At 51.2% G+C, this 25,049-nt stretch carries 22 protein-coding genes and 1 pseudogene; 13 read left to right on the forward strand and 10 right to left on the reverse strand.

Annotation, left to right across the window (positions count from 1 at the left end):
• Nucleotides 1–19: 19 nt before the first annotated feature.
• Together TREPR_RS04565 and TREPR_RS04570 are read right to left on the reverse strand one after the other, a co-directional pair.
• Nucleotides 20–1,294: a DUF8086 family protein gene (locus TREPR_RS04565; protein ID WP_245534787.1), complete on the reverse strand. Its 1,275-nt coding sequence runs from the start codon at nt 1,292–1,294 to the stop codon at nt 20–22.
• Nucleotides 1,295–1,408: 114 nt separating this feature from the next.
• Nucleotides 1,409–2,203, reverse strand: coding sequence for a hypothetical protein (locus tag TREPR_RS04570; protein ID WP_015707121.1), 795 nt, complete (start codon nt 2,201–2,203; stop codon nt 1,409–1,411).
• A gap of 86 nt (nt 2,204–2,289) precedes the next feature.
• On the opposite strand from TREPR_RS04570, the gene TREPR_RS04575 reads away from it, so the two are divergent.
• Nucleotides 2,290–3,684, forward strand: coding sequence for a TP0584 family protein (locus tag TREPR_RS04575; RefSeq protein ID WP_041611444.1), 1,395 nt, complete (start codon nt 2,290–2,292; stop codon nt 3,682–3,684).
• Nucleotides 3,685–3,815: 131 nt separating this feature from the next.
• On the forward strand, nt 3,816–5,666 hold the full coding sequence (locus TREPR_RS04585) for a peptide ABC transporter substrate-binding protein (protein WP_245534788.1): 1,851 nt from the start codon (nt 3,816–3,818) through the stop codon (nt 5,664–5,666).
• Between the two features lie 77 nt (nt 5,667–5,743).
• Here TREPR_RS04585 and TREPR_RS04590 read toward each other — a convergent pair whose 3' ends face one another.
• Nucleotides 5,744–6,487: an SPOR domain-containing protein gene (locus TREPR_RS04590; protein WP_015707125.1), complete on the reverse strand. Its 744-nt coding sequence runs from the start codon at nt 6,485–6,487 to the stop codon at nt 5,744–5,746.
• 5 nt (nt 6,488–6,492) lie between these two features.
• The gene (gene coaE, locus TREPR_RS04595) at nt 6,493–7,134 is read right to left on the reverse strand and encodes a dephospho-CoA kinase (RefSeq protein ID WP_015707126.1); all 642 of its coding nucleotides are present in this window, start codon (nt 7,132–7,134) and stop codon (nt 6,493–6,495) included.
• A 110-nt stretch (nt 7,135–7,244) separates the two neighbouring features.
• Here coaE and TREPR_RS04600 point away from each other — a divergent pair, with 110 nt between their 5' ends.
• Complete coding sequence (locus TREPR_RS04600; protein WP_041611018.1) at nt 7,245–8,486, forward strand: MFS transporter; 1,242 nt, start codon at nt 7,245–7,247, stop codon at nt 8,484–8,486.
• A gap of 75 nt (nt 8,487–8,561) precedes the next feature.
• A complete protein-coding gene (locus TREPR_RS17790) occupies nt 8,562–9,443 on the forward strand; it encodes an arylamine N-acetyltransferase family protein (protein WP_015707128.1) in 882 nt (293 codons plus the stop codon).
• A gap of 130 nt (nt 9,444–9,573) precedes the next feature.
• On the opposite strand, the pseudogene fliM reads toward TREPR_RS17790, so the two are convergent.
• Nucleotides 9,574–10,482: pseudogene (fliM, locus tag TREPR_RS04610) on the reverse strand (flagellar motor switch protein FliM); the annotation flags it as partial.
• Nucleotides 10,483–10,672: 190 nt separating this feature from the next.
• Nucleotides 10,673–12,076, reverse strand: a complete 1,404-nt coding sequence (locus TREPR_RS04615) for a bifunctional folylpolyglutamate synthase/dihydrofolate synthase (RefSeq protein WP_015707130.1) — start codon at nt 12,074–12,076, stop codon at nt 10,673–10,675.
• A gap of 635 nt (nt 12,077–12,711) precedes the next feature.
• Between TREPR_RS04615 and TREPR_RS04620 the strand changes: the two genes are divergently transcribed.
• From TREPR_RS04620 to TREPR_RS04655, 8 genes are all read left to right on the forward strand, one after another.
• Nucleotides 12,712–13,485, forward strand: a complete 774-nt coding sequence (locus TREPR_RS04620) for a carbon monoxide dehydrogenase accessory protein CooC (protein ID WP_015707131.1) — start codon at nt 12,712–12,714, stop codon at nt 13,483–13,485.
• Between the two features lie 160 nt (nt 13,486–13,645).
• Nucleotides 13,646–14,200 (forward strand): folate family ECF transporter S component, encoded by a 555-nt coding sequence (locus TREPR_RS04625; protein WP_015707132.1) that lies wholly within the window; start codon nt 13,646–13,648, stop codon nt 14,198–14,200.
• Between the two features lie 2 nt (nt 14,201–14,202).
• Nucleotides 14,203–15,030: an ATP-binding cassette domain-containing protein gene (locus TREPR_RS04630; protein ID WP_015707133.1), complete on the forward strand. Its 828-nt coding sequence runs from the start codon at nt 14,203–14,205 to the stop codon at nt 15,028–15,030.
• Nucleotides 15,027–15,590 carry an energy-coupling factor transporter transmembrane component T family protein gene (locus TREPR_RS04635; protein ID WP_015707134.1) on the forward strand — a complete coding sequence of 188 codons (564 nt, stop codon included), beginning with the start codon at nt 15,027–15,029 and terminating at the stop codon, nt 15,588–15,590. Before TREPR_RS04630 ends, TREPR_RS04635 begins: the two co-directional genes overlap by 4 nt.
• Before the next feature lie 187 nt (nt 15,591–15,777).
• A complete protein-coding gene (locus tag TREPR_RS04640) occupies nt 15,778–16,722 on the forward strand; it encodes a methylenetetrahydrofolate reductase (protein ID WP_015707136.1) in 945 nt (314 codons plus the stop codon).
• 80 nt (nt 16,723–16,802) lie between these two features.
• Complete coding sequence (locus tag TREPR_RS04645) at nt 16,803–18,536, forward strand: formate--tetrahydrofolate ligase (RefSeq protein ID WP_015707137.1); 1,734 nt, start codon at nt 16,803–16,805, stop codon at nt 18,534–18,536.
• Nucleotides 18,537–18,604: 68 nt separating this feature from the next.
• A complete protein-coding gene (locus TREPR_RS04650; RefSeq protein ID WP_015707138.1) occupies nt 18,605–19,234 on the forward strand; it encodes a cyclodeaminase/cyclohydrolase family protein in 630 nt (209 codons plus the stop codon).
• A gap of 68 nt (nt 19,235–19,302) precedes the next feature.
• Nucleotides 19,303–20,154: a bifunctional 5,10-methylenetetrahydrofolate dehydrogenase/5,10-methenyltetrahydrofolate cyclohydrolase gene (locus TREPR_RS04655; RefSeq protein WP_015707139.1), complete on the forward strand. Its 852-nt coding sequence runs from the start codon at nt 19,303–19,305 to the stop codon at nt 20,152–20,154.
• A gap of 39 nt (nt 20,155–20,193) precedes the next feature.
• Here the strand turns inward: TREPR_RS04655 and TREPR_RS04660 are convergent, their stop codons facing one another.
• Together TREPR_RS04660 and TREPR_RS04665 are read right to left on the reverse strand one after the other, a co-directional pair.
• Complete coding sequence (locus TREPR_RS04660) at nt 20,194–21,414, reverse strand: SpoIIE family protein phosphatase (protein WP_015707140.1); 1,221 nt, start codon at nt 21,412–21,414, stop codon at nt 20,194–20,196.
• Complete coding sequence (locus TREPR_RS04665) at nt 21,411–23,162, reverse strand: [Fe-Fe] hydrogenase large subunit C-terminal domain-containing protein (RefSeq protein WP_015707141.1); 1,752 nt, start codon at nt 23,160–23,162, stop codon at nt 21,411–21,413. The genes TREPR_RS04660 and TREPR_RS04665 overlap by 4 nt, the downstream gene beginning before the upstream one ends.
• A gap of 321 nt (nt 23,163–23,483) precedes the next feature.
• On the opposite strand from TREPR_RS04665, the gene TREPR_RS04670 reads away from it, so the two are divergent.
• Nucleotides 23,484–24,002 carry an ASCH domain-containing protein gene (locus TREPR_RS04670; RefSeq protein WP_041611019.1) on the forward strand — a complete coding sequence of 173 codons (519 nt, stop codon included), beginning with the start codon at nt 23,484–23,486 and terminating at the stop codon, nt 24,000–24,002.
• Between the two features lie 446 nt (nt 24,003–24,448).
• Here the strand turns inward: TREPR_RS04670 and TREPR_RS18875 are convergent, their stop codons facing one another.
• On the reverse strand, nt 24,449–24,613 hold the full coding sequence (locus TREPR_RS18875) for a KilA-N domain-containing protein (protein WP_245534789.1): 165 nt from the start codon (nt 24,611–24,613) through the stop codon (nt 24,449–24,451).
• A 38-nt stretch (nt 24,614–24,651) separates the two neighbouring features.
• Nucleotides 24,652–24,999 carry a KilA-N domain-containing protein gene (locus tag TREPR_RS04680; protein ID WP_015707142.1) on the reverse strand — a complete coding sequence of 116 codons (348 nt, stop codon included), beginning with the start codon at nt 24,997–24,999 and terminating at the stop codon, nt 24,652–24,654.
• Between the last annotated feature and the right edge of the window lie 50 nt (nt 25,000–25,049).

Genomic DNA, 25,049 nt, shown 5'->3' on the forward strand with positions numbered 1-25,049 from the left:
GGGCCCCGTTTTCTTGTGCTTATTCCCGGAGCCCCACCAGCACAAACCCCGCGGCGCCCACGTTCCACCCGTCCTGTTCCTCCCAGCTTGCCAGTACGGTCCGGGGAAATTTCTCTCCCGGAGACCCGCTCATGACCCCCAGGCCGGTATAGACAAAACCGGCCGGAAGGGCGGGTAGGCTCAGTTCCTGAATTTCCGTAAGCCCATTCCGGTTTATCCCAATAAACCCTTTTCCGCTTGGGCTGATCACCAGGGCAAGGGGTTTTTTGACATAGCCGCCGGAATTTTCCGGGGATACCGGATATTCCGTTTGATAAAACCCGGGGAATATCAGAATATCATTCTGGGTGTTGCCTAAAACTGAGTCATCGGCATAATACCGGAGGCTGGTGAATTCCGGGGAAACCACCGCTGCAATCCCCGGAGCTTCGGGGGATGCAGACAGCTTCGATGGGATCATCTTTTCCAAGACCTGGCGCAGCAGGTCCGGCGCCTGTTCCAGGGGGCGGGGTTGGGATGCGTTTTGCAGGGCCCCCGGGCTTGATTGCGTTCCGGGCGCCGATAAAGCCGCAGTATGGAAATACCCGATGCCCCGACCGGTTCCGGCCTTTTTTACCGCCCGGTAATACCAGGCGTCATCGGGGCCTTCCCGCAGGTCTTCCAAATCCCAGCCTTCCTCAGGGGGAAGATCCCTAAAAGCGGGGATGTCCAGTTCCTCAAGGCCCCCGGCTCTGGTTCCGGCGGCGGCCTGTAAGCCCCAGACCTGGGGCGAAGGGGGGGGCAGGTTTGTATCGATAAAGTAATCGTCCCGGTACAGCAGGGCTGCCGGGGTTTGCCCATAGATGAAAAGGGTATCCACCGAATAGTCCTTCCAATACCGGCCCATATCCGCCTGGTACAGGGCTATCCCGGCATTAGTGGCGGGGGTAACTCCCTCGCTCCCGTCGGCAGAACCTGCCCAGGGGGCGAAGGCCAGGAAGCCTTCACGGTTTATACCCAGGAAGAGCCGGTCCTCCCGGGCCAGGATGCCTGCAATACGCTGGGCAAGGGGCCAAGGTATATAGGGGGTCAGGGATGCCTCATCAGGGGAGGGGATCAGCGCCGGGCCATCCTCTCCAAGCTCAAACCACAGGGGGTTTTCCCCACTTTGCAGGATCGCCCGGGGAAGCTGCCCGTATTCTACCGGGGGCATTTTCGGGATCGCCGCTTCACCGGCTGGAAGTTCTGCAGGAAACTGCGCTGGAAGATCCGTGTTTTTTCCAGTGCATGAAAACAGGGAAAGCAGGCATATCAAGGATAAGACAGAGACCATAGTTTAATGTCGGAATGTAGACGCCAGGGAATGACTGGAATAAAGAGAAGATTTACCACAGGCGCCCACAAAGGGGTTCCTCCGCTCTCCCCCGGCCTAGTTCCCCGCCTTCACCCACATCCACCCGCTCCGGCTGACCCGGAGCAAGCCCCCGGCTGAAACATAGGTATCCGTCTCTGCACCGACCCTGAACCGGAACCCCACCCCAGGTTCGGCTATTACCGGTTTAGCAAAGGGGGATGGCCCGATAAAGGGCCCAATTGTTTCCCCTGGCTGCCCCGGCCCTTCCCTGAGCAGGGCTTCCCGGGATACCGGTAGTTCCACTTCTTTCCGAAGGGATATACGCCGTCGATCAAACCCGGACTTTACCGTGCGGACCGCGATGTCCGTCCAGTCCGCGCGCCAGGGGTCGGCCTGTATCTCCGGGGGGACTGAGGAACTTGCCAAAAGTGAGCGGAAACGGGGCCAATCGAAGTACTCGGGCCGCCGTTTCCCCGGATCCGCCGATGCTTCCGTTGCGGCGGCCATTTCCCGGTAGAACCAGGCCTCCGGGCCGCCCTGCCAGCTGAGGTAGATACTGCCTTCTTTAGCGTCGAAGGGGAAAATACCCCCGGCAGGACGCATTTCCCCGGGAAGTACCCCCCTGCTTGGCCAGTAGGGGAAGGCCAGGATGCCGGTCGCCCATTCCTGGACCACCGAAACAGCTGCCTTTCCCCCGGCGGTTTCCGCAGTTTGATAGACCCCCTCCTGGTTTAACCAGATAAGCCGCCAATGGGCTTGTCCCAGGGTCTCCTCCCAGAGGGAGGGCAGGGATGGCATTACCACGGTGTATTCCTGGGGAATAACCGGATCTCCGCAGGCCCCTAGGGCCATGATTAACAGAAAAACCAAAAATACACAATTTCCTTTCATACATAAGGTAGGTATATGGTATGAAGATTGCTTTAATTTCTTTTTTGTTGCATACTATTTTTATAATGGCTGAAATTGAAGATTATCAAAAACAGCTCACTGAAGTCCTGGAAGCCCGGGCCGCCTGGTTTGAGAAATCAGAACTGGCCAAGCTAAAGGAAGAATTTCGTACCTTTCATACCGCCTTTGCGGGGCTTTACAATTTATTTTTAAAAAAAGGGTTGATCATCGCGGATGTTTACAAAAATGAAGTAAAGATCAGCGAACTGGAAGTACCGGAAACCGGCCCGTTTGAGGAAGGGGACTGGAAGGATCAGTACAGTCTGCGCTTATCCAACTATGATAATCAGCTTGACTTCCTGGTTAACTTCTACCAATTCAGCGTTGATTTTCTGAGCATGGAGAAGATAAAAACCATTCTGGGCTTGGTACGGTTTATTGACTGGACCAAACTTTCCAGTAACAGCGAGGCCCCCAATAACAAGGCTACCATGGAGGTTATAAATCAGGCCAAAGCCGGAGCAGATCCCCTGTCTGCCAGTATTATCAATGAGGGGCTCTCCAAATTATCCAGGACCACCGGCAGCATCCTTTCATACCTAAAGATGCTCTCTGATTATAACCGGGAAGCCTATAAGGGAACCCTGAGGACCAAGGTTCTCGGCAGCCTGAACCCGGGGGAAGCCTCGTCCATACCGCTTTTAAAGAAAAAAATTGCCGCAGAAATGCCCGGCCAGCCTTTTTACCCGGAGCTGTTGGAGGAGATCAACAAAGAAAATTCCAAGGCCGGCAAAGCCCTGCGGGACAAGGTCCTGAAACAGCTTGTGGTGCCCGAGGATAAGTCCAAGATGGAGGCGCCCCAGATATCATTTAAGGGAATACTCATCGAAGGGCTCAACGCCATAGGCTCCTCCAATACTTCTATTAACGAAATTGCAGCCAAGTTGGATGAAAACGCCGAATTCCTGGAAGGGCGGAAAAACGGCTTCTGGGATAAACTCAAGCGTGTAATCCAGCAGATGCTGAACAAGGAACCGGACCCAACCATTTTCGATGTGGAGTACATAGACCCCATTAAGGGAGTACCGATCAAGGAAAAGGTAGATTTTTCCAACTTCAGGAGCGAAATGGACCGCAAGTGCCGTACCCTGATCGCCCTGTCCTCCCGAACCGGCGCCGCCTTCAACAAGATGCAGTCCATGAGTGAAAGCCAGCTTGTGGTGCTCCTGGAAAAAAATATCCGGGACATACAAACCATGCACAAGATCCTGGGCGCCCTGGATGATTTTTTCAAACTTGAGGCGGGCAGGGAAGACCGGGATAAGGTAAAGGGAATCAAACCGGAATTGGCGACCATGAAAAACGCCATTGTCAAAGCAAATCAAAGACGTCATGAATATAGCGCCCAGAAGGAAGAGGAAGAACAACTTAAGAAGCTTGGCATTACGTCCGGAACTTAAAGGGGAAAATTATGTATACACTTTGTGTATCTCAATCGGAAGCAAATCTGAAAGGTTTGCATACACCTTGTAAATTTCAATCGGAAGCAAACCTGAAGGGTTTGCCAAAGGCCTTTAAAGGGTATTCAGTTTTGTTAACAAAATGCGGGGCTGTACTTGTGGTACTGTGCCTTTTCTTCGCCGGCGTGCCCGGCGCCTTTGCTCAGCCCATGCAGGACCAATCGGGTCCCCAGCCGGGACAGACTGCTCCAGCTGCGTCCCCAGCGCCGGGTACTGCCCCAGCAGCGGACGCCCCTGCTTCCCCTGCGCCTGAGTCCCCCGGACAGCGCCCACTAGCGCCTCCATCTGCGGCGGATGCCCCGGCTTCCCCCTCGCCTGAATCCCCCGGGCAGCTAGTACCGCCCCCAACAGCGGAAACCCCCGTGCCCGGCGAAGTTCCTACAGCGCCGGACTTTGCCGAATCCCGGCCCCAGATTGCGAACCGGGAAGAGCTGACCATAGTGATTTCCCGGGACGAGGTGGAGCTGGATTTTCGGAAATCCTACCTTGCCAGCGAAGCCCAGCTATTTACCGCCCTTTACGAGGGGCTGTTCTCCTACCATCCCTATACCATGGAACCGGTACCTGCCGCAGCCAGCGCCTGGGAGGTCTCGGAGGATAAAAAAGAGTGGACCTTCACCATCCGGGAAACCGCCCGGTTTTGGAACGGGGACCCCCTCAGGGCGGAGGATTTCCGGGCCGCCTGGATTTCCCTGCTGGACCCCAAGCGGCAGTCCCCCTATTCGTCCCTCTTTGACATCATCGAAGGCGCCCGGGATTACCGGCTGGGTAATATCAGCGATCCCGCCGAGGTAGGCATTTCAGCCCCCGAACCCCGCAAACTGGTGGTAAAACTCAACTCCCCGGCCTCCTTCTTCCCCAGTATGCTCTGCCATCACTCCTTCAGCCCCATACATTCCGCCATGCTGGAAAATGAAGACTGGTCCCGGTTTCCACCGGTTTCCAACGGCCCTTTTTATATCTTGGAAAATACCGAGGACTCCATAGTGCTTACCCGGAATGAACTCTACTGGGATGTGGGCCGGGTAGCCTTGAAGAAGATCGTGGTCAAATATTCGGAAGACGCAGATGAAGCCTCGGCGTTCTGGAATTCCGGGGAAGCCCGGTGGATCGCCGGGGATGTGAATATGGAAACCCTGACGGATCGCAGCGGCATCGTGGTTAACCCCATGTTTGCCACCCACTACTACTTTATCCGCTCCTCCCTCAAACCCTGGTCGGATCCCCGGGTCCGGCGAGCCCTGGCCATAGCCCTGCCCTGGGAGCAGGTCCGGCAAGGCCATTTCCTCCCCGCCAAGACCCTCATCTACCCCATATCGGGCTACCCGGAAGTTGAAGGCCTGGATACCACGGACATTGACGAGGCCAAGCGGCTCCTGAGCGAAGCAGGATACCCCGATGGGATGGGCCTGCCCCAACTGGTGATACGCCTGACCCCCTCCCCGGAAGCCGCCCGTATCGGAGGCCTCATGGCCTCCACCTGGAAAGACGAACTGGGGATCCAGGTAAAGGTAGAGGTGGTTCCTTACAGGCGGTATTTTGAAACCCTGAAAGAGGATAACTACCAGGTAGGCTTTTCAACCTGGATAGGCGATTTCCCGGACCCCTATACCTTCCTCCAGATGTGGCGCCGGGACTCCAACCTGAATGACGCCCGGTACGACGATGCGGATTACGAAGACCTGATGGAAAAGTCCATGTCCGAAGACGGAACTGCCCGCTTGGAAACCCTGGCAGCGGCAGAAAAACTCCTCCTGTCCCGCGGGGCAGTACTCCCCATTTCCTTCAGCCCCGCTGTGAACGTGGTAGACACCGACGAACTGGAAGGCTGGTTCCCCAATGCCCTGGACATACACCCGGTCAAGTATTTTTCGTTTAAGGCCTTCCGGCCCCTGCCGGGGGTAACGATGCTGACTCATTGAGCTTGGGAGGATGTGAACAATAAAAGAGGCTATCCGGGACATCCCCGAATAGCCTCTTTTCTATTTTGTTTTCTTATTTATTTAGCGGGACTTTTCCACACCTGGCTTTCTTCAAAGCCGTTAATGGATTTGATCAGGGCCAGCCAGTAGTCGGCTTCGTTTTTGGAGGTGTAGGGGCCTACCCGTACCCGGAAATAGGTTTTCCCTTCTACCTCGCGATTTTCTATCAACGAGGTAATGCCCTTGCCGGAGAGAGTTTCTCTGACCCCTTCGGCCCGGACCTTGGTGGAGAAGGAGCCGGTCTGTACCCAGTAATTGTCCCGGGCTTTGGACGGGGACGGGACCGAGGCGACAGTGCTGGGCGCCGCAGTGGGCTGCCGGGCCGGGGCGGCAGCAGGAGCTGAAGTCCTTGCGGCAGGGCGGGGCGCATTGGGAACCGCCGCAGTTGTAGGACGGGGCACGTCAACGATCAGCCGATTGCCGCTTGTGGTGGTGCTTCGATCCACGGTCACCGTCTCATTGGGATTTTCGCCGTAAATGTAAAAGACATTTTCCTGCTGTTTGCCCGCCTCAGGCGGGGTCTGAAGCCCGGTGATGTCAATAGAATTCTTAACCAGCTCCACCGCATTGACCGATGCCGGCAACAGGGCCGTGTCTTCCGGCTCCCCCACAGGGATCGGGCGCACCTGGGGTTTAACCGATACCGCAGCCGCAGCAGGGGAGGGCCCCTTGGGTGCAACCACCAATATACAAGCTCCTATCACAATGACCAGGAAAACACCCACCGAAACCGCAATGAGGAGTAATTTTTTCTTTTCCATACTATTTATGCCGTCCCCTCCCGGGAGAGTATTTCGTTAAGCCTGGTTTCTATACGCCGCCTATCCAGGGGAGCGCAGAAACCAAAATATCCCGGGTTTTCTATTATATAAATATCGACCTTTTTTTCTAAATATTGAGAGGTGAAATCCTTTTGACTTTTAAATCGGCGCAGTACCTGTCCCAGGGGGAGCCCATCCCGTTTCCGGGCCCGGAGGAGCCGGACCAGGAAGGGCGCCTGCACCAGGAATATGCAGTCCAGCCTTTTAAAGACCGAAGATCGGTGAAGCAGCGCCGCGTTGATCACACAGGGCCGGTCCCCCTGTTCTGCAATCCACTCATCGGTCATGCGGTTAGCCAGAGGGTGGACTATCCCCTCCAATGCGGCCAATTCCGCCGGGCTGCCGAAAACCTTCTGCCCTAAAAGCCGCCGGTCTATAGCCCCCGCCTCGTCCAGAATATCCACCCCGAAGCGCTCCAGGATGGCCGCCTTCCCGGCCTCAATGGCCTGGTGCCCTAGTTTGTCCACATCCAGCACCGGCAGCCCCCGTTCCTCCAGAAGCCGGCCTATGAAGTTTTTTCCCGCGCAGTAGGGCCCGGTTAGACCGATGATCTTTTTCTGATTTGTACTATGTTCCACAGTCTGCATATATTACTGTATATATCTATAAAATGGAATGCCTTATTTTTCTTGTTTTTCCGCATCATCCGTGTTATATTATAAGCTCCAATACTGCATACAATTTAGGAGAAACACCTTTGGAGAAAAATTGGAAAAAAAATGTCGCCTGGTTTTTGTCCGGGCAAACCATATCTCTGTTCGGATCCATGTTGGTTCAGTATGCTATTATGTGGCATATTACCCTTAAAACCCAATCCGGGTCGATGATGACCCTGTTTGTTATCGTAGGAATGCTCCCGACCTTTTTCATTTCCCCCTTTGCCGGCGTCTGGGCGGATCGGCATAATCGAAAATACCTTATTAATGGTGCGGACAGTATCATTGCTCTTGCCTCGCTCCTGGTAGCGATTCTATTTTTGGCTGGTTTTGAGCAGTTGTGGATCCTGTTCGCCTGTGCAACCGTCAGAGCCTTAGGGCAAGGGGTACAGACACCGGCAGTTGGCGCCTTCATTCCCCAATTAGTTCCGGAAGAGCATCTGACAAAAGTTAACGGTATAAATGCATCTATCCAGTCCTGTATAATGCTTGTTTCTCCCATGGCAAGCGGAGCCTTATTAACCTTTGCTTCCATAGAATACCTTTTTTTTATCGATGTAATCACTGCGGCGATAGGAATCGGTTTTGTGTCTTTTTTGGTAAAAGTTCCTTCTGTACCGAAAACTGTTGAGACAGGAGAATCTGAGAACAGTAATGCTGCAAGTTATTTTCATGACCTTAAAAAAGGATTCTCCTATATCTCAAAGCACAAGTTTATTTTGCGTCTCATAATTCTTTCCGGTGTTTTTCTGTTTTTTGCCGCGCCCCCTGCGATGCTGACACCCTTGCAGGCAACCAGAAATTTTGGCGCAGAAGTATGGCGGCTTACGGCAATAGAAATTACCTTTTCTGCTGGTATGTTGGGGGGTGGGCTCCTAATGACTCTCTGGGGCGGTTTTAAAAATAAAATACACACCATAATACTTTCCTGCGTATTCTTCGGTATTGAGTCCATTGTGTTCGGCCTGGTGGCTAATTTCCCGGTGTATCTGGCAGTTATGGTAATTTGCGGCGTAACCATGCCGCTGTATAACACCACCAGCACCGTTTTAATACAAACAAAGGTGGATCCCGCCTACATGGGCAGGGTGTTCAGTGTTTTTGCCATGATGTCAACGATTTGCATGCCCTTGGGAATGCTGCTGTTCGGACCCCTGGCGGATCATATTTCCATAGATTGGATATTAATCGGCAGCGGCATGGTAACCGTTTTATTGGCGATCCCCTTTATGGCCAACCGGGAACTGCGGGAAGGCGGGAAAGCTCCGGCAACGAGCCCCTAATCCCGCCCTTCATAGGGCAAAAAACTGGACAATTTTCGCATTCCTGTGATAAAATCACCAGAGGTTTTAACACATATGGATTATACGATTATGTCTCCCGAATATTTTGCCCCCCTGCCGGACCTTGATATGGCTCTGGCCCGTATTGGCCTCCGCCGGAGTGATGTTTCGTCTCCCGGTTTAGAAAATCTCCGCACCCTGATGGATTCCTGCCTGATGACCGTGCCCTTTGAGAATCTGGATATCTATGATTATAAAAGGCAGATAGATTTCTGCCTTCCCCATCTGTTTGAAAAATTTGTCATAAACCGGCGCGGCGGGTATTGCTATGAAAGCAATGGTTTTTTTATGGGAATTCTGGAAGCCCTGGGCTATACCTGTTCCGCCTGCCAGGCCCGTATTTTATTCGGCGGAAACATTATGACCCCCGTGGCCCACCGCATAACTATTGTTACTCTTGGGAACACACGGTATCTGTGCGATGTGGGCTTCGGCGGCGCAGGCTGCGCTGAAGGGCCGGTCAACCTTGATGATCCGGGCATTCAGGAAATAGGGGGACATCAATTCTCCATACGCCGCCATGAAGGTGATATCCTTGGCGATATGACCCTGGTTACCCATACACCGCGGGAAGCTTCGTCGGGAGTTCCGGAAGGGGAGTCGGGTTTTTATACTTTTTATACCCGGCCCCAGTCTCCTTTGGAATTTATCGCCCTGAATAACAGTATGGCAACTAATCCTGTTTCGATGTTTTCCCTAAACCGAGTGGTCCGTATGCGTACCCCCACGGGAACTTTAGTCATCGACAATAAAATATTCAGAAAAACGGTGAACAGTGAAGTTGTGGAAGAAGAAATTACCACCAACAAAAGGCTCTACGAGATTCTTACCGGTGAATTTAAGATGATTGTGCCTAAAATGAGTTACAGTACTGATTTTCCCAGGGAATGGTTTTAAAGGTATAGAATTACAACTCTTCTTCTTCGGTGGTAAGTTCCTCAAACTCTTCTTTTTCAAGCTCTTCTGTTTTGCTGATGATCTGGACCGCTATCTTCTTCCCGATAACCCCGGGCCGGCAGAGGTACTTCTTTTTATTGCCAATGTTGAGGGAAAAGGTGTCCCCAACTTTGACATTGTAGAGCCGGACTACATCCCCGGCCCGCAGGGCAAGCACATCCTTGATAGGAACCTGTATTCTCCCAATTTCGGCCACCACGTCAATATCCACGGTGGAAAGTTTTTCCTTGAGGGTGTTGAGGTTTTCATTGGTGGCCGCCCGACGTGCCGAAGAATACCAAAACTGGGCGGACAGTTTTCCGATAATGGGCTCTATGGTCAGGTAGGGGATGCAGAAGTTCATCATCCCTTCCACTTCCCCCAGTTTGGTTTCCAGGGTGACCAGAACCACCATGTCCGTAGGGGGTACGATCTGGGCAAACTGAGGGTTGGTTTCGATCTGCCCCAGCCGGGGCCTGAGGTCGATCACCTGTGCCCAGGCTTCCCGCAAATTCCCCAGGATGCGGACTATCATCCCCTCCATGACCGCAGCCTCAATGTCGGTCAACTCGTGCTGGGACTTGGTCCCCTCCCCGGTGCCGCCGAAAAGACGCTCAATAATGGAAAAGGTGATGGCCGGGTCTATTTCCAGGATGGCATTCCCCTTCAGGGGGTCCATGTTGATAACCGCCAGGGTAGTGGGGGTGGGGATAGACCGGATAAATTCTTCATAAGTCAGCTGGTCCACCGAAGCCACGTGGACATGGGCCATGGACCGGAGCTGGGCGGACAGGGCGGTGGTGGTAAGCCGGGCAAAGGTCTCGTGCATGATAGAGATGGTCCGGATCTGTTCCTTGGAGAATTTGTCAGGCCGCTTGAAGTCATAAATTTTGATCTTCCGGGTATCCGCGGCAGGCTTAAAATCCTCCGGTTCCGTGTCTCCGGCGTTGATAGCGGTGAGCAGCTGGTCTATTTCATCCTGGGACAGAACTTCCGTCATTGAATAAAAAACCTCCGGTTTTTTATTTTGGAGTTTTCACCTGGGGCGAAAACTCCATACTGCATTCCGAATAACCGTTTTTCGGGTAAATCGGTTAAAAAACCCTAAAATCTCACCTTTCCCCAGTATAACAGAGGTGGGTAAATAAATCAATACGTAACCACCCAATGGGGCAATGGGTAAGGGCCGCTTAGACCTGCCCCCGTATCTCCGCCGCCAGGTAGAAGGACCCGGTCCCCAGAACCGGTAGCCCCGCCTTTCGGCTTTCTGTCAGAATGTACTGTATGGCCTTTTCCGTTTCCGGGATAAACAGCAGTTCCGGCGCCGTTTGCGCAGCCCCGGCCTTCTCCTTTATACGTTGCACTTCTTTTTCAAAGACCCCGTTTATCCTACCCGGGTCACTCACCTTGAAGTTTCCCGGGGTGGTGATAATGATCCTGGAAAAGGCCGGGGCCAGGATCGCCGCCATGGCCTCTACATTTTTTCCGGCAGCGCAGCCGAAGATGAGCATCCCCCCCGTTCCGTAAAGCGCAGTAAAAGTGTTTACACAAAGTTCCACACTTTTTTCAGTATGCGCCCCGTCAATGATCACCGGCGTATCCTCCCGCAGTTTTTCAAACCGGGCGGGGATTTTAAAGCCCCTGAGACCCCGTTGCAGGGTTTCCCCATCCAGGGAGGGGAAGGCTGTTTTCAGGGTTATTGCAGCCAGGGCGGCGTTCAAGGCCTGCACGGCCCCGGGTATGCTTACCGAAAGTTTCAGCGGCGCCGGGAAAAAGCCTTCCTTTTTAAAGCTCAGGGTAAAATTGGTGCCCTCTTCACTGACCGTGAGATCCCTGATTTCGGCGATCTCCGGTAAGTAGAGCAGGGGCGAATGTTTCTCCGCTGCAGTTTTTCTGAACAGCTCCAGGGCCTCTTCGCACTGTTCCGCCAGAACAACCGGTTTTCCGGGTTTGATGATCCCCGCCTTTTCGCCGGCCACTTCCGTAATGGTGTTGCCCAGGAATTCCGTATGCTCCAGTTCAATAACCGTAATCACCGAAACGATGCTCTCCACAATGTTGGTGGGGTCCAGCCGCCCTCCCATGCCGGTTTCCACCGCCAGGGTATCGCAGTGTATCATCCGGGCGCAGAGAAAGTAGTACAGAGTCAGGAGCTCAAAGTAGGTGGGGGGCCCCTCGTTGGCATTGTTCCCGGAAAAGATACGGTATTCGGGCTTTGAAAAGTCCTTCAGGGCCTCTTCCAGATTCCGCAGTTCGTTTCCCGCTTCAATATAGATGCGCTCATCAAGAAAACGGTGGCCCTCTGTTATCCGTTCCCGGTAGTCCATTATATGGGGGGAAACGTACTGGGCAGTTCTGAGCCCCATGGCTTCCAGAACCGATGTTATCATCCCTGTAACGGAACCCTTGCCCTTGGAGCCCGCCACATGAATAGAGGGGGCGCACAGTTCCGGATGCCCCGCCGCTGCTGCGATGGTATCCATCCGTTCGGGGCGGAAGCTGCTGGGCTGGACTGTTTCCGGATTTACAAACTGGTTGAGCCAGTCGAATACTTCCTGAGATGTTTTAAATGAAGGAAAAGATTTTTTTTCCATTACTCCCGCCTAAGCATAATTTGAACATCAATTATAGATAAACCCTAAAAGGGCTGCCGTCAAGTCCTAAACTACAGCAATTTCTCAGTTTATGATGACTTTATTAGGGTAGTGACCGGGAGGGGAGGGCGATTCGCTACTCCCCCTAACCTGTGGAGTCTGCTTACGGAGCCCGCTACACTCTTTTACGCGGTCTCCTCCAGCAGGGAATTCCAGAAAGAACCCACTTGCGTGGGGGAGGGGGGAGCAGCGAATCGCCCTCCCCTCCCTGCCGTTATCCCATATAGTTACCTTAAAGCGATTGCTGTGTTTTTGGTACGCAATGCCTTTTTCCCCCGAGGGGGGCCTGACGGCCAATTTTTCAACCAGGCCCCCCTGATCTGTTTACAGCAATTCTCCTAAGGTAAATGCATGGGGATAGAGGCAGGGGCGGGCGGGTACTACCCCCGCTCCCCGTCTCTGGAATTCCCCGCCGTAGCAGACCCGAAGGGGCTGACGGAGGCGGATTCTACAGGTTAGGGGAGTGGGGGTAGTACCCGCCCGCCCCGGTCAGTAACCCAATACAGCTATCATTAACAGAGAATAGCAGTAAAACAGCCGTTGACGTATGCCCCAAAGGGCAGTATATTGTAATTATGACGTACAGTATTGCCATGGCCGGAAAAGGCGGTGTGGGAAAAACCACCCTCTGCGGTTTGTTTTTGAATTACCTGGCCCAAACGGGAAAGGGTCCCATCCTTGCAGTGGATGCGGACGCTAATTCTAACCTGAATGAAGTCCTGGGGGTGGAAAAAACCATCACCCTGGGGGATATTCGGGAGGAGATTGCCAAATCGGAATATGCGGAGAAAAACCCTATTCCCACCGGGATGTCCAAGCAGGACTACGCCAATTTCCGTTTCAGCGCCGCGGTTACGGAAATGGACAATTACGATTTGCTGGCCATGGGGCGGACCCAGGGTAAGGGCTGTTATTGTTTTGTCAATGACCTGCTCCGGGATCAGCTTGAGAAGTACTACCAGAATTATAACTATCTAATAGTAGATAACGAAGCGGGGTTGGAGCATATCAGCCGGGGTATACTGCCTCCGGTGGACCTGATCCTCCTGGTGAGCGACTGTTCCCGCCGGGGTGTAGAGGCTGCAGGACGTATCGCCGAAATGATAGGCCAGTTGGACTTTAAGGCGAACAAGGTGTGCCTTATCGTGAACCGCGCCCCGGGTGGGAAACTGGAACAGGGGCTCCTGGACGAAATTGCCGAGCAAAAGCTTAACCTTATCGGTGTGATACCTTCGGATGATTCGGTCTATAAATTTGATGCTGAGGGGAAGCCCCTGGTTGACCTGCCCGATGATTCCCCCATTAAAAAAGCCCTGGGTGAGATCATCAAAAAATTGGAGTTAAAATAACGCTTGACAGCCCACAATAGTGCATTTATACTGTGACTGTATATGCGGCTCTCCGTAAAGTAATGTACAGGTAAACATACCTGCGACCCTTTTTACGGTTGAGTTTTGGGAATGGTTACCCCTTGGGGGTAAATCCGGTCCCGATTTTGAGAGGGTTATTATGTCCAAAACAAAGAAACTTGTCCTTGCCAGTTTATTACTGGCCATCCTGATCGTTGTTGAAAGACTTCTAAGCGTTCAAACCCCTATACTCCGAATCAGTTTCGCCTTTGTCCCAGTTACCCTGAGCGCCTTGCTCCTGGGGCCGGTCTGGAGCGCCCTGGTGGCGGGCTTGGGGGACGTGATTGGGGCCCTCCTTTTTCCCAAGGGGGTCTTTTTCCCGGGCTTTACCCTGAGTTCCCTGGTCACCGGTTTAATCTACGGCTTGTGCATCTACAACCCCAAATCCAACAAAAAATTCCTCCAGGGCCTGATCCTCGCCAATGTCCTTATCCTGATCTTTGTCCGCATGGGGCTTACCAGTATCTGGGTGGCTATTACCACCGGCAGGGCCTGGACCTTCTTTGTGGCAACCCGGCTCACCGCAGCCCTGATCATGATGCCCATACAGGTGGGGATCATGTACCTGCTGAAAGTGTTTCTGGATAAACCTATAAACCGATACCTGATGGATAACCGGGATCAGGATCCCCAAACTGTCCCGGAAGCGCAGTAATCTTGTCCGCGCCTTCTCTGATAGAAATTAAGGGGCTGGAGTATGCCTATCATTCCGGCGCCAGGGTATTGCATGATATCAATCTTTCTGTTTGCAAAGGGGAATTTGTCGCCATTGTCGGGCAGAACGGTTCAGGCAAATCAACCCTGGCCCGGCTTATGGCGGGTATAGATTTCCCCAGCGCCGGACAGGTTCTGGCAGGGGGGATCAATACCAGGGACAAAAAGCTGGCCCTGGATTTGCGGAAAACTATTGGCATCGTGTTTCAGAACCCGGAAAACCAGATCGTCTTTGAGAAGGTGGCCGACGATATGGCCTTTGCCCTGGGCAACCTGGGGCTTGATAAGGATGAAATCGCTGTCCGCATTCGGGAAACCGCCGCCATGATGGGCATCGAAAACTTTACCGACGGCTTTGAACTGTCCATGGGGCAGAAACAGCGGGTTGCTATTGCAGGGGTGCTTGCCATGCGGCCTGAGTGTATCATCTTTGACGAACCCACCGCCATGCTGGATCCCCGGGGAAAGAAGGATATCCACAGTATCATTGTGGATCAGCATAAGCGGGGCCTCACGGTGGTTTATGTCACCAATGTTATTGACGAGGTACTTTCAGCGGACCGGATAATCATCCTCAGCGGGGGCAGTGTAAAATACGAATTTGAAAAAAAGGACCTGTTTCGCAATATCGATAAACTAAAGGAACTGGGTCTGGAAACCCCCTTCATTTTTGAAAGTGTGGACAAACTGAAAAGCCGGGGCATTGACATTGAACTGGAAGACTATACCCTGGACGATTTAACAGAAAAAATAGCAGAAAAGGTAAAATGAAGAACCTGCTTATACTATTGCTATTTTTAGGTTACACCTTTATTGTATTTTTTACCTCAAACTACTATATCCTGGGGGCGTATTGCCTCATCAATATCTTTGTCATGATCCTTGTCCATGTAAAGGTTAAACCTGCTCTCCGCTATACCGCAGGTATCCTGCCTTTTATCATTTTTGCGGCGGCCATCAATTTCTTTCTGGAGGATACAAACACGGCGCTGCTTTTTTTTATACGCCTTTTGGTAGTCTGCAATGTTACCCACAGCTTTAAGTACATCCTCTCCACCACCCAACTTGCCAATGCCATAGAAACCTTGTTCTACCCCCTGAAACTATTCCGGGTGAATCCCAAGGATATAAGCCTCATGATCTGCATCTGTATCGCCTTTATCCCGGTGCTTTCCCGGGAGCTGGAACAGATCAAGCAGGGCTTGCAGGCCAAGGGCATGGAAATGCGTATAAAAAATGTCAAGTATGTACTGAAACCCTTCCTCTACGGTGTTTTTAAGCGGACCGATGAAATTTCGGACGCCCTCAGAGCCAAAGCATATATGGAATAGCCTTAGAACATAGCATTATTTATATATATAGCAAATTTTGCTTGACAAACCGCTGATTTGCCCGTATCATAAAAGGGCATTCGATAAATAGTTATATATATATAATTATCTATATCTATAACTATATCAGTAAGCAACAGGATTTTTTTCCTGTTATAACAAGCATAAACCAGAGAGGAGGTAAGGGATGAAAGTTTCAGAAATTCTGAAAACCAAGAAGACGTTTTCCTTTGAGGTGTTTCCCCCCAAGGAAAAAGATGGTGTTCCCAAGCTGCAAAAAGAATTGGATCAATTGTTTCAAATGAAGCCGGATTTTATTAGCTGTACCTATGGCGCCATGGGCACCAACGTAGGGGAGTCTAAGGAAATCTGCAAATACATCGTGGATCACAAGGTCAACTGTGTAACCCACTTTACATGTATTGGGAAAACAGCCGCCGAATTAAAGGCAATTTTTGCGGAATATGTGGCCATGGGGCTTGAAAACGGCCTTGCCATGCGCGGCGATTTTCAGAAAGATCCGGTCACCGGGGACATCAAGTCTTCCACAGGCGGCGAATTTGAACATGCAAACCAGCTTATCAGCTTTTTGCACAAAGAATTCCCCCAGGTGTGTTTTGCCGCTGCGGGTTATCCCGAAAGGCACCTCCTCGCCTCCAGCCTTGAAAGTGATATCAATTACCTCAAGGCGAAACAGGATGCAGGGGCCGAGCTTATTATGTGTCAGACCTGTCATGATATCCCCGCCTATGAGAAGTGGGTCGCCCAGTGCCGCAAGGCCGGTATCAAACTTCCCATTGTTATTGGCATTATGCCGATTCTTTCCCGCAGAAACGCCATCGACATGACCATTCCCGGCGCCGTTCCTGTGGAACTGTCACGGATCGTGGGCCAATACAGCCCCCCGCCCCCTCCGCCCAAGAGTGCTTCCGAGGAAACCCTCAAGCAGTACGATGATCTGGTCAAAAAATACGCAGGGGAATTTGAAAAATACGGCATGGAATACACCATCAACGAAGTAAAGAACTACCTGAAGACCGATCTTCAGGGCGTGCACTTCTATGCGCTCAACAAAGCTGAAAAAGTTATCAAAATTGTTAATGACGGCAACCTGATCGCACTGTGTAAGTAATTACCGGGAGTTTTGGCGGGGGATAGGCTTGTGCTTGTTCCCCCGCCAATTAATATTTTCAAACCATATAGGAGATTATTATGGCTAAAGGTTCAGATGCGGTGAAAAAATTCATCGGTTCAGATATTGACATTGCCCAGGCGGTTTATCCTGAACACGCTTATGATGTCAATGAGATCGCAGCAAAATTAAGCATTCCTGAAAAATATATTGAGCAATACGGAAAATACAAAGCTAAGATAGACTACAATTACCTGAACAACGAGCTGAAGAGCAAACCTGATGGCAAGCTCATCCTGGTAACCGCCATCACCCCCACTCCGGCTGGTGAAGGCAAGACCACCACCACGGTTGGTGTGGCGGACGGTCTTTCCAAGATCGGCAAAAAAGTCGTAGTAGCCCTGCGCGAACCCTCCCTGGGGCCGGTATTCGGCGTCAAGGGCGGCGCGGCCGGCGGTGGCTGGGCTCAGGTCATCCCCATGGAAGACATTAACCTGCACTTTACCGGAGACTTCCACGCCATCGGCGCTGCGAACAACCTCCTGGCAGCCATGATTGATAACCATATCTATCAGGGCAACAAGTGCAATATCGACCCCCGCAAGATCATTTGGCACCGCTGCGTTGACATGAACGACCGCCAGCTCCGCTTCATCGTGGACGGCCTGGGCGGCAAGGCCAACGGCGCCTCCCGTGAAGACTGGTTCGACATCACCGTAGCCTCGGAAGTTATGGCCATACTCTGCCTTTCCAAGGACATCGACGATCTGAAAGCCCGGCTGGGCCGCATCATCGTTGGGTACACCTACGGCAAGCAGTCCGATAATACCGAAAAACCGGTTACCGCCGGCCAGATCAATGCCCAGGGCGCCATGGCTGCCTTGCTCAAAGATGCCCTGAAACCGAACCTGGTCCAGACCCTGGAAGGTACCCCCGCGTTTATCCACGGCGGCCCCTTTGCCAACATCGCCCACGGTTGTAACTCCATCATGGCCACCCGGCTTGCCCTCAAAATGGGCGACTATGTGGTAACCGAAGGCGGCTTCGGCGCTGACCTGGGCGCAGAAAAATTCCTGGACATCAAGTGCCGCTTCGCCGGGCTCAAGCCCTCCGCAGTAGTTATCGTTGCCACCGTCCGGGCCCTCAAGTCCCACGGCGGGGTAGCCAAGGCTGACCTTGAAAAAGAAAACCTTGACGCCCTGGAGAAAGGCCTTCCCAACCTGCTCCAGCACGTAGAAAACATCACCAAGGTGTACAACCTTCCGGCGGTGGTTGCCATCAACGCCTTCCCGAAAGACACCAAGGCTGAACTGGACCTGGTGGAGAAGAAGTGCAAGGAACTGGGCGTCAATGTCGCGCTTTCCGAAGTGTGGGCAAAAGGCGGCGAAGGCGGCCAGAAATTGGCCGAAGAAGTCGTAAAACTGTGCGAACTGCCCAACAAGTTCACCTTCAGCTATGACGAAAAATCTTCCATCAAAGATAAGATCGAAGCCATTGCGAAGAAGATCTACCATGCCGACGGCATAAACATTCTTCCTGTGGCGCAAAAGCAGATTGCCCAGCTCGAAAAACTCGGCATGGACAAGGTGCCGATTTGCATGGCCAAGACCCAATACAGCTTCTCCGACAACCCGGACCTCAAAGGTGCGCCGAAAGGCTGGACCCTCACGGTTCGTAACATCAAGATTTCCGCCGGCGCGGGCTTCATTGTAGCCCTTACCGGTGACATCATGACCATGCCCGGTCTCCCCCCTGTGCCCTCCGCCGAAAAAATCGACGTGGACAACACCGGGAAAATTTCCGGCTTGTTCTGATTCAGTAACACTGAAGAACGGGTAGTGAGTATTTCTCATTACCCGTTCTTTTATTAAGGAAGGAAAGAATGGGTTTTGCTGAGAAAAGCTGCGTTGATTTTGTTACCGTGTTGGCAAGCAAGGAACCGGTGCCCGGCGGTGGCGGCGCGTCCGCCCTGGTGGGCGCCGTAGGGACCGCTCTGGGCAACATGGTGGGCTCCCTTACGGTGGGCAAGAAAAAATATGCCGATGTGGAAGCGGACATCATCAGGCTGAAAAAAGATTCTGACCGTATCCAGGCGGATTTTATCGCCCTGATTCAGCGGGATGCCGAGGTCTTTGCACCCCTGGCCAAGGCTTACGGGCTACCCAAGGAAACCGAGGCTGAAAAGGCGGAGAAGACCCGGGTTATGGAAGCGGCCCTGAAAGAGGCGTGCAGTGTTCCTGTGGCGATCATGAAGAAGTGCGGCGAGGCTATCAAGGTTATTGAAGAATTTGCCGCCAAGGGCAGCAAGCTTGCCCTGAGTGACGCCGGGGTAGGGGTACTGTTCTGCAAAGCTGCCCTGTCCGGGGCCAGCCTCAACGTGTTCATCAATACCGCTGCCATGACCGACCGGGCCTATGCGGAAGACATCAATCGTCAGGCTAACGCACTCCTTAACGAGTACGAACCCCTGGCGGATAAGATTTTCAAAGGCGTAAAAGATCAGTTGAAATGATCGAAACTTAGGGAATCCCTGAAACTTTAGTTTTTAGGGATTTACATCAAAATTAATCGAGGTAAAGTATGGCTCAATTATTAGACGGGAAAGTAGTTGCCGCCGCATTGGCGGAGTCTCTTAAGAAAGATGTGGAAGCTCTCAAGGCAAAGGGTGTTACACCCACCCTGGGGATTATCCGTTTGGGTGAAAAAGGCCCGGACATTTCCTATGAAAAGGGCGCGACCAAGCGGGCCGAAGAAGTGGGCGCGGCGGTAAAAAATTACATACTCCCGGAAGATACAACCCAGGAAGCCCTGCTCAAGGTTATTAAAGAAGCGAATGATGATAAGGGTGTCCATGGCATCCTGCTCTTCCGCCCCCTGCCCAAGCACATTGATGACAATGTAGCCCGGGCAGCCCTGCTTCCCCAAAAGGACATGGACGGCATCACCGATGGTTCCATGGCGGGAATCTATTCCGATTCAAACCAGGGCTATGCCCCCTGTACCGCCGAATCGGTTATCAAGATCCTTGATCATTACAAGATCGACCCTTCGGGAAAGAAAGTGGTCGTTCTGGGCCGCAGTACGGTTATCGGAAAACCCGTATCAATGCTGCTGCTTAAAAAGAACGGAACCGTGACTGTCTGCCATTCCAAGACCCAGAACCTTCCTGCAATAACCCAGGAAGCGGACATTGTGGTGGTTGCCATGGGACGCGCTCTGAGCGTGGGCAAGGAAAGCTTTAAGGCCGGCCAGTATGTAGTTGACGTGGGCGTCAATCCCAAGCCTAACGGCGAAAAGGGAACCTGCGGTGACGTAAAATTTGACGAAGTGGAACCCATTGTGGCCGGTATCAGCCCGGTACCCGGGGGTGTAGGATCGGTTACCAACTGTATCCTCATCTCCCACGTGGTGGATGCTGCAAAGAAAGCGTAGTTTTTGTTTTAGGGCTATGCAATACATAGCCCTAAAATTTCACACGTATTGAATGTGTACTTCCTTGAGGAAATTTTCCTCAAGGAGGGCCGCAATTTTTTTGACAACGTTTCTGCGGATTTCAAGTTCTTCAGGCATAGTCGGGTCCTGGTGGGCCTCGTTAATCTTTGTACCCACTAAAAAAACAATCCTATCGCTGTTCAGTAAATATTCCGTCATACGATGGGCGGGTGAATCCTTCCTATTTTTTACTTTCTTGTTTTCTTCCAGCAGTTCCGCTGTTGCCCCCAGAGTCAGTATTCCTTCGCATACCAAGTCAACCCCTTCTATTTTAGAAAGGGGCGGCCCTCCCCCGGACAGAAGATTGCCTCTTTCGATTTTCTTTCCCAGTTCCCGGGAGATTATCTGCGCGCTGGTCCCCCCGGAAACAATTTTTTTGCCCTTAAAGGCAACAAAGGTTTCCGCAATTTCCTTATCGCTTTCAGGGTGATAGGGCGGCCCGGTAAATACCAGTAAATCCCGGGGCTCCCTGAAATAAACCACCGCGCAGGTAATATCGTCCTTTGCGCCGGTCATATCCTTGTACTCCGCTTCGGTTACCAGGTTTTCTGAAAGTTCCCTGGCGCTTATAAGCGGGGTGGTTTCTATTTGTTTAAGGATAAAGTTTTTCGCATTTTCTATCCCCCAGCCCGGGGGGTAGGCTTCTGACCCCATGCCCGCCTGGGTAACCCCGTCTGAAAAAAAGACAATCCTGTCCCCGGGATATGCGGTCCATGTGGAAAAGGAAACGATTTCCTTTTCCGGCCCTGTTTTTTTATTTTTCCGTTCGATAGGGATTCTGTCTTTTTCAAGTTCTATTATTTTATCGTTTTGTACGATGATGGCAGGGGGATTATCATATTCCAGTATCTTCAGGGAACAGCTATCTTTGCTTGAGTGATTTATATCAAGCAGGGTAAAGGTGGCATAACTTAAATCCCGCACACTGCAAACAGGAAGGCTGTTGATTATTAATTCTGCTGAACGCTTTATGGGTATGTCAAAGGATACAAATTTATTTAACATTGTTGCGGTCAGGGAAGCCAGCACATTTGCCTTAATGCCGCTTCCCAGGCCGTCAGAAAGGGTGGTGATTATCCTGCCACCTGAGGGGCTCCGCTGGTAAAGAAAGATATCCCCCGCAGCGGTCTGCCCGGCCTTTTTTACCTGAAAATAATCCACCTCAACAAAAATGACCCCCGGGGCCAGCAGTTCGGTCATTTATTTTTTGCTCCCCTTTTTTCGGTTTCACCCTGGCTATGGGATTCTATGATTGTGTTTAATATGGCCTCGGTTTCTGCGGCATTTTCCCCGAGCAGAAACGCTATTTTCTGGACTGCCTGAACATTTTTTTCGATAATTTTCCGTGCCTTATTCACTGTCTTATCCCGCCTGATTTGCGGGACCGTGATGTCATCGATTACCCCGGCGACCACTTCTCCTTTTTCTATCACATAAATATTCAGATGAAGCACCTTCTTGTCATACCGAATATCGTAATCAAAGCTCGATGCGGTTTCCGCAGAAAAGGCATCTACAAAATAATCTGAAAAATCAATAATTTTGGTAAGGTTCAGTTCGATTAATTCCGGGACTAGCTCATAGAGTTCTTCGATTTCCTTCCCCATTAAGTGTGCAAAGTTTCTGTTCGCCTCCAGAATGTGAAGGTCCTTGTCGACGATCAATATCCCGCTAGGGCTGGCCTTAATCAGGGCATTGGCTTTTCTCTGTGCCATGTTCCGCATATAGGTGGCGCACATAGTTTTTTCCGCCCGCTTTTCCAGCAAGGCCGCAGCAAAGGTCCGGCAGTTATCATACCCGCACCTTCCGCAGTTAAGCTCGTCATCATCTCCGTATTTACCGATGGTTCTGAGGGCGGTCCGCAGTTCTGAAACCGAATGTTCCACATGGGGGCTTTTTATAAGGGTCAAGGTCGCCTTGGGCACAAAGCCGTCCTGCAGGGTTTTATCGTCAAGCTGTTTTTCGGCGGTCGCCGCATATTGCAGCAGATATGCCCGGCGCATAATCTCCGATGTGTCCCGTGTAGTGCAGGGGCCGTTAACACAGCCCCCGGGGCAGGCCAGCAGTTCAAGAAACAGGGGCGCGGGAAGATCCCCGGGCGAAAAATCGTTCTTTAACAGTTTTGCTATTGCATTGATCCCCGACACAGACATCCTTGACACCCCGGAAAAAGACTTGTAGTTTTCCAGCGAATGGGTCATCCCGCCGTCAACGGGATAGTAGACGCCCTTGGCAGCCCTACAAGGTACAAAGCCGTCCTCCCCGGCTTCGATATCCTCAGGGCTAATGCCTTCCTGGGCGAACCAGTTTCTCAGCTCATCAAAGGTAAGGGCAGCGTTTATCTCCCGCATCTGGTCAGCTTCCCTTTTTTTTGCAATACAGGGGCCAATAAAAACCACGGCAATTTTATCGCCATACAGTTTCCGCAGATATACTGCGTGGGACAGCAGGGGCGATGCCCGGTCATTAAGGTAGGGAACAAAGGCCGGGGCATTCTGCTTGACATACATAACAACGCTGGGGCAGGCAGAGGACAGAAAAAGCCGTTGGTTGTTTTCAGGCTCCTTTTCCAAATCCGCCGCGATATCCGCAGAGACAAAGTCGGCCCCCAGGGCGGTTTCGGAAACCCCAAAAAACCCCAGCTTTTTCAGGGCCCCGATAAATTTCGCCTGGGGAAGCCCATGAAACTCCGAAGCATAGGCGGGTGCAATTGAGGCATAGACCTTGACCCCCCGGCTTATCAGTTTTTTGACCTGATCCACATCGTTTCGGACGCGCTTGGCCCTGGCGGGGCAACTGATAACGCAATTCCCACAGTAGATGCAGATCTTTGGTATTATTTCAGCGTGTCCGTCCTTAACCTGGATTGACTTCACCGGGCAGCGGCTGATGCACTTGAAGCAATCCTGGCATTCTGATCGTTCTGTATAAATGGGGTATTGAATCATGGGGGAATTATAGCAGTATCAGGGGGCGGTTTCAACTGGTGGGATGGTTTAGCGCGATTCTCAGGGTTAAGCCATGGTGGCTCATTCTCCGGGAGAGGCATCCCCGCCCCTCCCGGAGGCTTGGGTCAATATGGGAAAACGGGTATTGCGTCATACCGTTATTTGTAACAAAGGGCTGAAGTATTCTGTTATATTTTGCAATGGTTTGAGGCTCTTTTTTATGTAAGTTCTTTACTTCGGTCTTGATCCTATACTTACCAAAAGCAATGACAGTATTTATAACTGCTTGAGTAATTTTTACCAATATTTTATACTTTTTCTATGAAAACTATATCGATACGACAGCCGTATGCTACACTTGTTTGTAAAGGGATAAAAGCTGTTGAAAATAGGGCTTGGGATACTAAATATCGGGGGAAGCTGCTTATTCACGCTTCCGGCAAGCCGCTTGCATGGCCAGAATTAAAATATATGCCGGATATTTTTACTAAATACCATCTTAAATATTATGGGTATGACCCTCTGCCTAAAGATGCCCCGGATTCTTTTAGAGGGTATATTCAATTTTTAAATGAGATAGTTAAGCTGTATGGTTTGGGCGAGAAACTTACTTATAAAATGCCTGTAGACGAAGCAAAAAATGCTGCCAAGAAATATGGGTTTATTATGCCTAGTCAATGTATTGTCGGGGAGGCTGAGCTGGTCGATATTATCGATGATTCGCAAGATGAATTTGCTGAGCCTTCTTGCTTGCACTGGATTTTTGACAAGGCTGTTTTGTATGAAAAACCGATTATGAATGTGATGGGGAAATTGCGGTTATGGGAGTATGAAAAATAGTTCTGCCCTTTTCATTTTAGCAATTTCCTGTTTTCGACAGATACCAGTATAGTCATTTGCTGGATAGCGATTTTGTTCAACCGTTTGAGGCGTTCGTGCTGTTCTATTCCGTCATTTATCAGGACGGCGTTGATATTTTCCGTGTTTGAAAGGCATATCAGTTCATTAATATCGGCGTAATCCCGGATATTTCCTTTTTGATTGGGGTTTTTGTCCCGCCATTCTTTGGCGGTAAGACCAAAGAGGGCGACGTTCAGGACATCGGCTTCATTGGCATAGATAATGGAGGTCTGCTTTTTGGTTAATTCGGGAGGTATAAGGTTTTGTTTTATGGCATCGGTGGTATCAATCCATTTTTGAGGGGACAGGGTAAAGGCGTTTAATCCGGCTTGTTTTCTAAACCCCTCGAATTCGAGGGGTTTAAAGCTGGGGTTATAAAGGGTTTCCTAAATTCCCAGATACTCTATGGTGTTCCGGTTGCGTAGCCAGTTGGCTATGACTGCCGTAGGGTCATCAGATTTGAACCTGGCAATATCGGTTAAGGAGATATAGTCGTTTTCATTGTTTTGGATGATGGTTACATCGGTATTTTTTACAGTGATTTTTTCCATGATAACTCCTTTGGGTTATTCCGACATTTGGAAGCGTTTCATTTGCCAATAACCCTATCGGAACCTAGGTTCTTGGTGCCACCATATCTGCCCGTCTTTGGCTGTAGGCTTATGACGGTGGTTAGCTCTACCAGCTCTTTGAAGCTGACTTTGAAACTGTTCAAACCGGACTTCCCTTTAATTATGGCGAATTCGCCATAATTAAAATCGGGGTTATGTATCTGTTCCCATATCCCTATATATTCCAGGGTATTACGATTTCGAAGCCAATCGGTAACAAAAAAGTCGCCGTCTTTGACTTTTAACATATCAGTGATACAGATATAGTCTTGATCGGCAATCTGCATTACGGTAATTTCTGTGTTCTGTACTGTGATTTTAGCCATATAGATACTCCTTTCAGATTTAATTTGTAAAGCTGGACACTTTTTGACTA

The organism is Treponema primitia ZAS-2 (assembly GCF_000214375.1).
Taxonomy (GTDB): domain Bacteria; phylum Spirochaetota; class Spirochaetia; order Treponematales; family Breznakiellaceae; genus Termitinema; species Termitinema primitia.

Excerpts from the sequence above, each read along its gene's own strand:
- TREPR_RS17790 (WP_015707128.1), top strand. The coding sequence starts at position 8,562 with ATGGATTATACGATTATGTCTCCCGAATATTTTGCCCCCCTGCCGGAC.
- TREPR_RS04670 (WP_041611019.1), top strand. The coding sequence starts at position 23,484 with ATGAAAACTATATCGATACGACAGCCGTATGCTACACTTGTTTGTAAA.
- TREPR_RS18875 (WP_245534789.1), bottom strand. The coding sequence starts at position 24,613 with ATGGAAAAAATCACTGTAAAAAATACCGATGTAACCATCATCCAAAAC.
- TREPR_RS04655 (WP_015707139.1), top strand. The coding sequence starts at position 19,303 with ATGGCTCAATTATTAGACGGGAAAGTAGTTGCCGCCGCATTGGCGGAG.
- TREPR_RS04620 (WP_015707131.1), top strand. The coding sequence starts at position 12,712 with ATGACGTACAGTATTGCCATGGCCGGAAAAGGCGGTGTGGGAAAAACC.
- TREPR_RS04590 (WP_015707125.1), bottom strand. The coding sequence starts at position 6,487 with ATGGAAAAGAAAAAATTACTCCTCATTGCGGTTTCGGTGGGTGTTTTC.
- TREPR_RS04660 (WP_015707140.1), bottom strand. The coding sequence starts at position 21,414 with ATGACCGAACTGCTGGCCCCGGGGGTCATTTTTGTTGAGGTGGATTAT.
- TREPR_RS04645 (WP_015707137.1), top strand. The coding sequence starts at position 16,803 with ATGGCTAAAGGTTCAGATGCGGTGAAAAAATTCATCGGTTCAGATATT.
- TREPR_RS04575 (WP_041611444.1), top strand. The coding sequence starts at position 2,290 with ATGGCTGAAATTGAAGATTATCAAAAACAGCTCACTGAAGTCCTGGAA.
- TREPR_RS04650 (WP_015707138.1), top strand. The coding sequence starts at position 18,605 with ATGGGTTTTGCTGAGAAAAGCTGCGTTGATTTTGTTACCGTGTTGGCA.
- coaE (WP_015707126.1), bottom strand. The coding sequence starts at position 7,134 with ATGCAGACTGTGGAACATAGTACAAATCAGAAAAAGATCATCGGTCTA.
- TREPR_RS04665 (WP_015707141.1), bottom strand. The coding sequence starts at position 23,162 with ATGATTCAATACCCCATTTATACAGAACGATCAGAATGCCAGGATTGC.
- TREPR_RS04615 (WP_015707130.1), bottom strand. The coding sequence starts at position 12,076 with ATGGAAAAAAAATCTTTTCCTTCATTTAAAACATCTCAGGAAGTATTC.
- TREPR_RS04640 (WP_015707136.1), top strand. The coding sequence starts at position 15,778 with ATGAAAGTTTCAGAAATTCTGAAAACCAAGAAGACGTTTTCCTTTGAG.
- TREPR_RS04635 (WP_015707134.1), top strand. The coding sequence starts at position 15,027 with ATGAAGAACCTGCTTATACTATTGCTATTTTTAGGTTACACCTTTATT.
- TREPR_RS04680 (WP_015707142.1), bottom strand. The coding sequence starts at position 24,999 with ATGGCTAAAATCACAGTACAGAACACAGAAATTACCGTAATGCAGATT.
- TREPR_RS04625 (WP_015707132.1), top strand. The coding sequence starts at position 13,646 with ATGTCCAAAACAAAGAAACTTGTCCTTGCCAGTTTATTACTGGCCATC.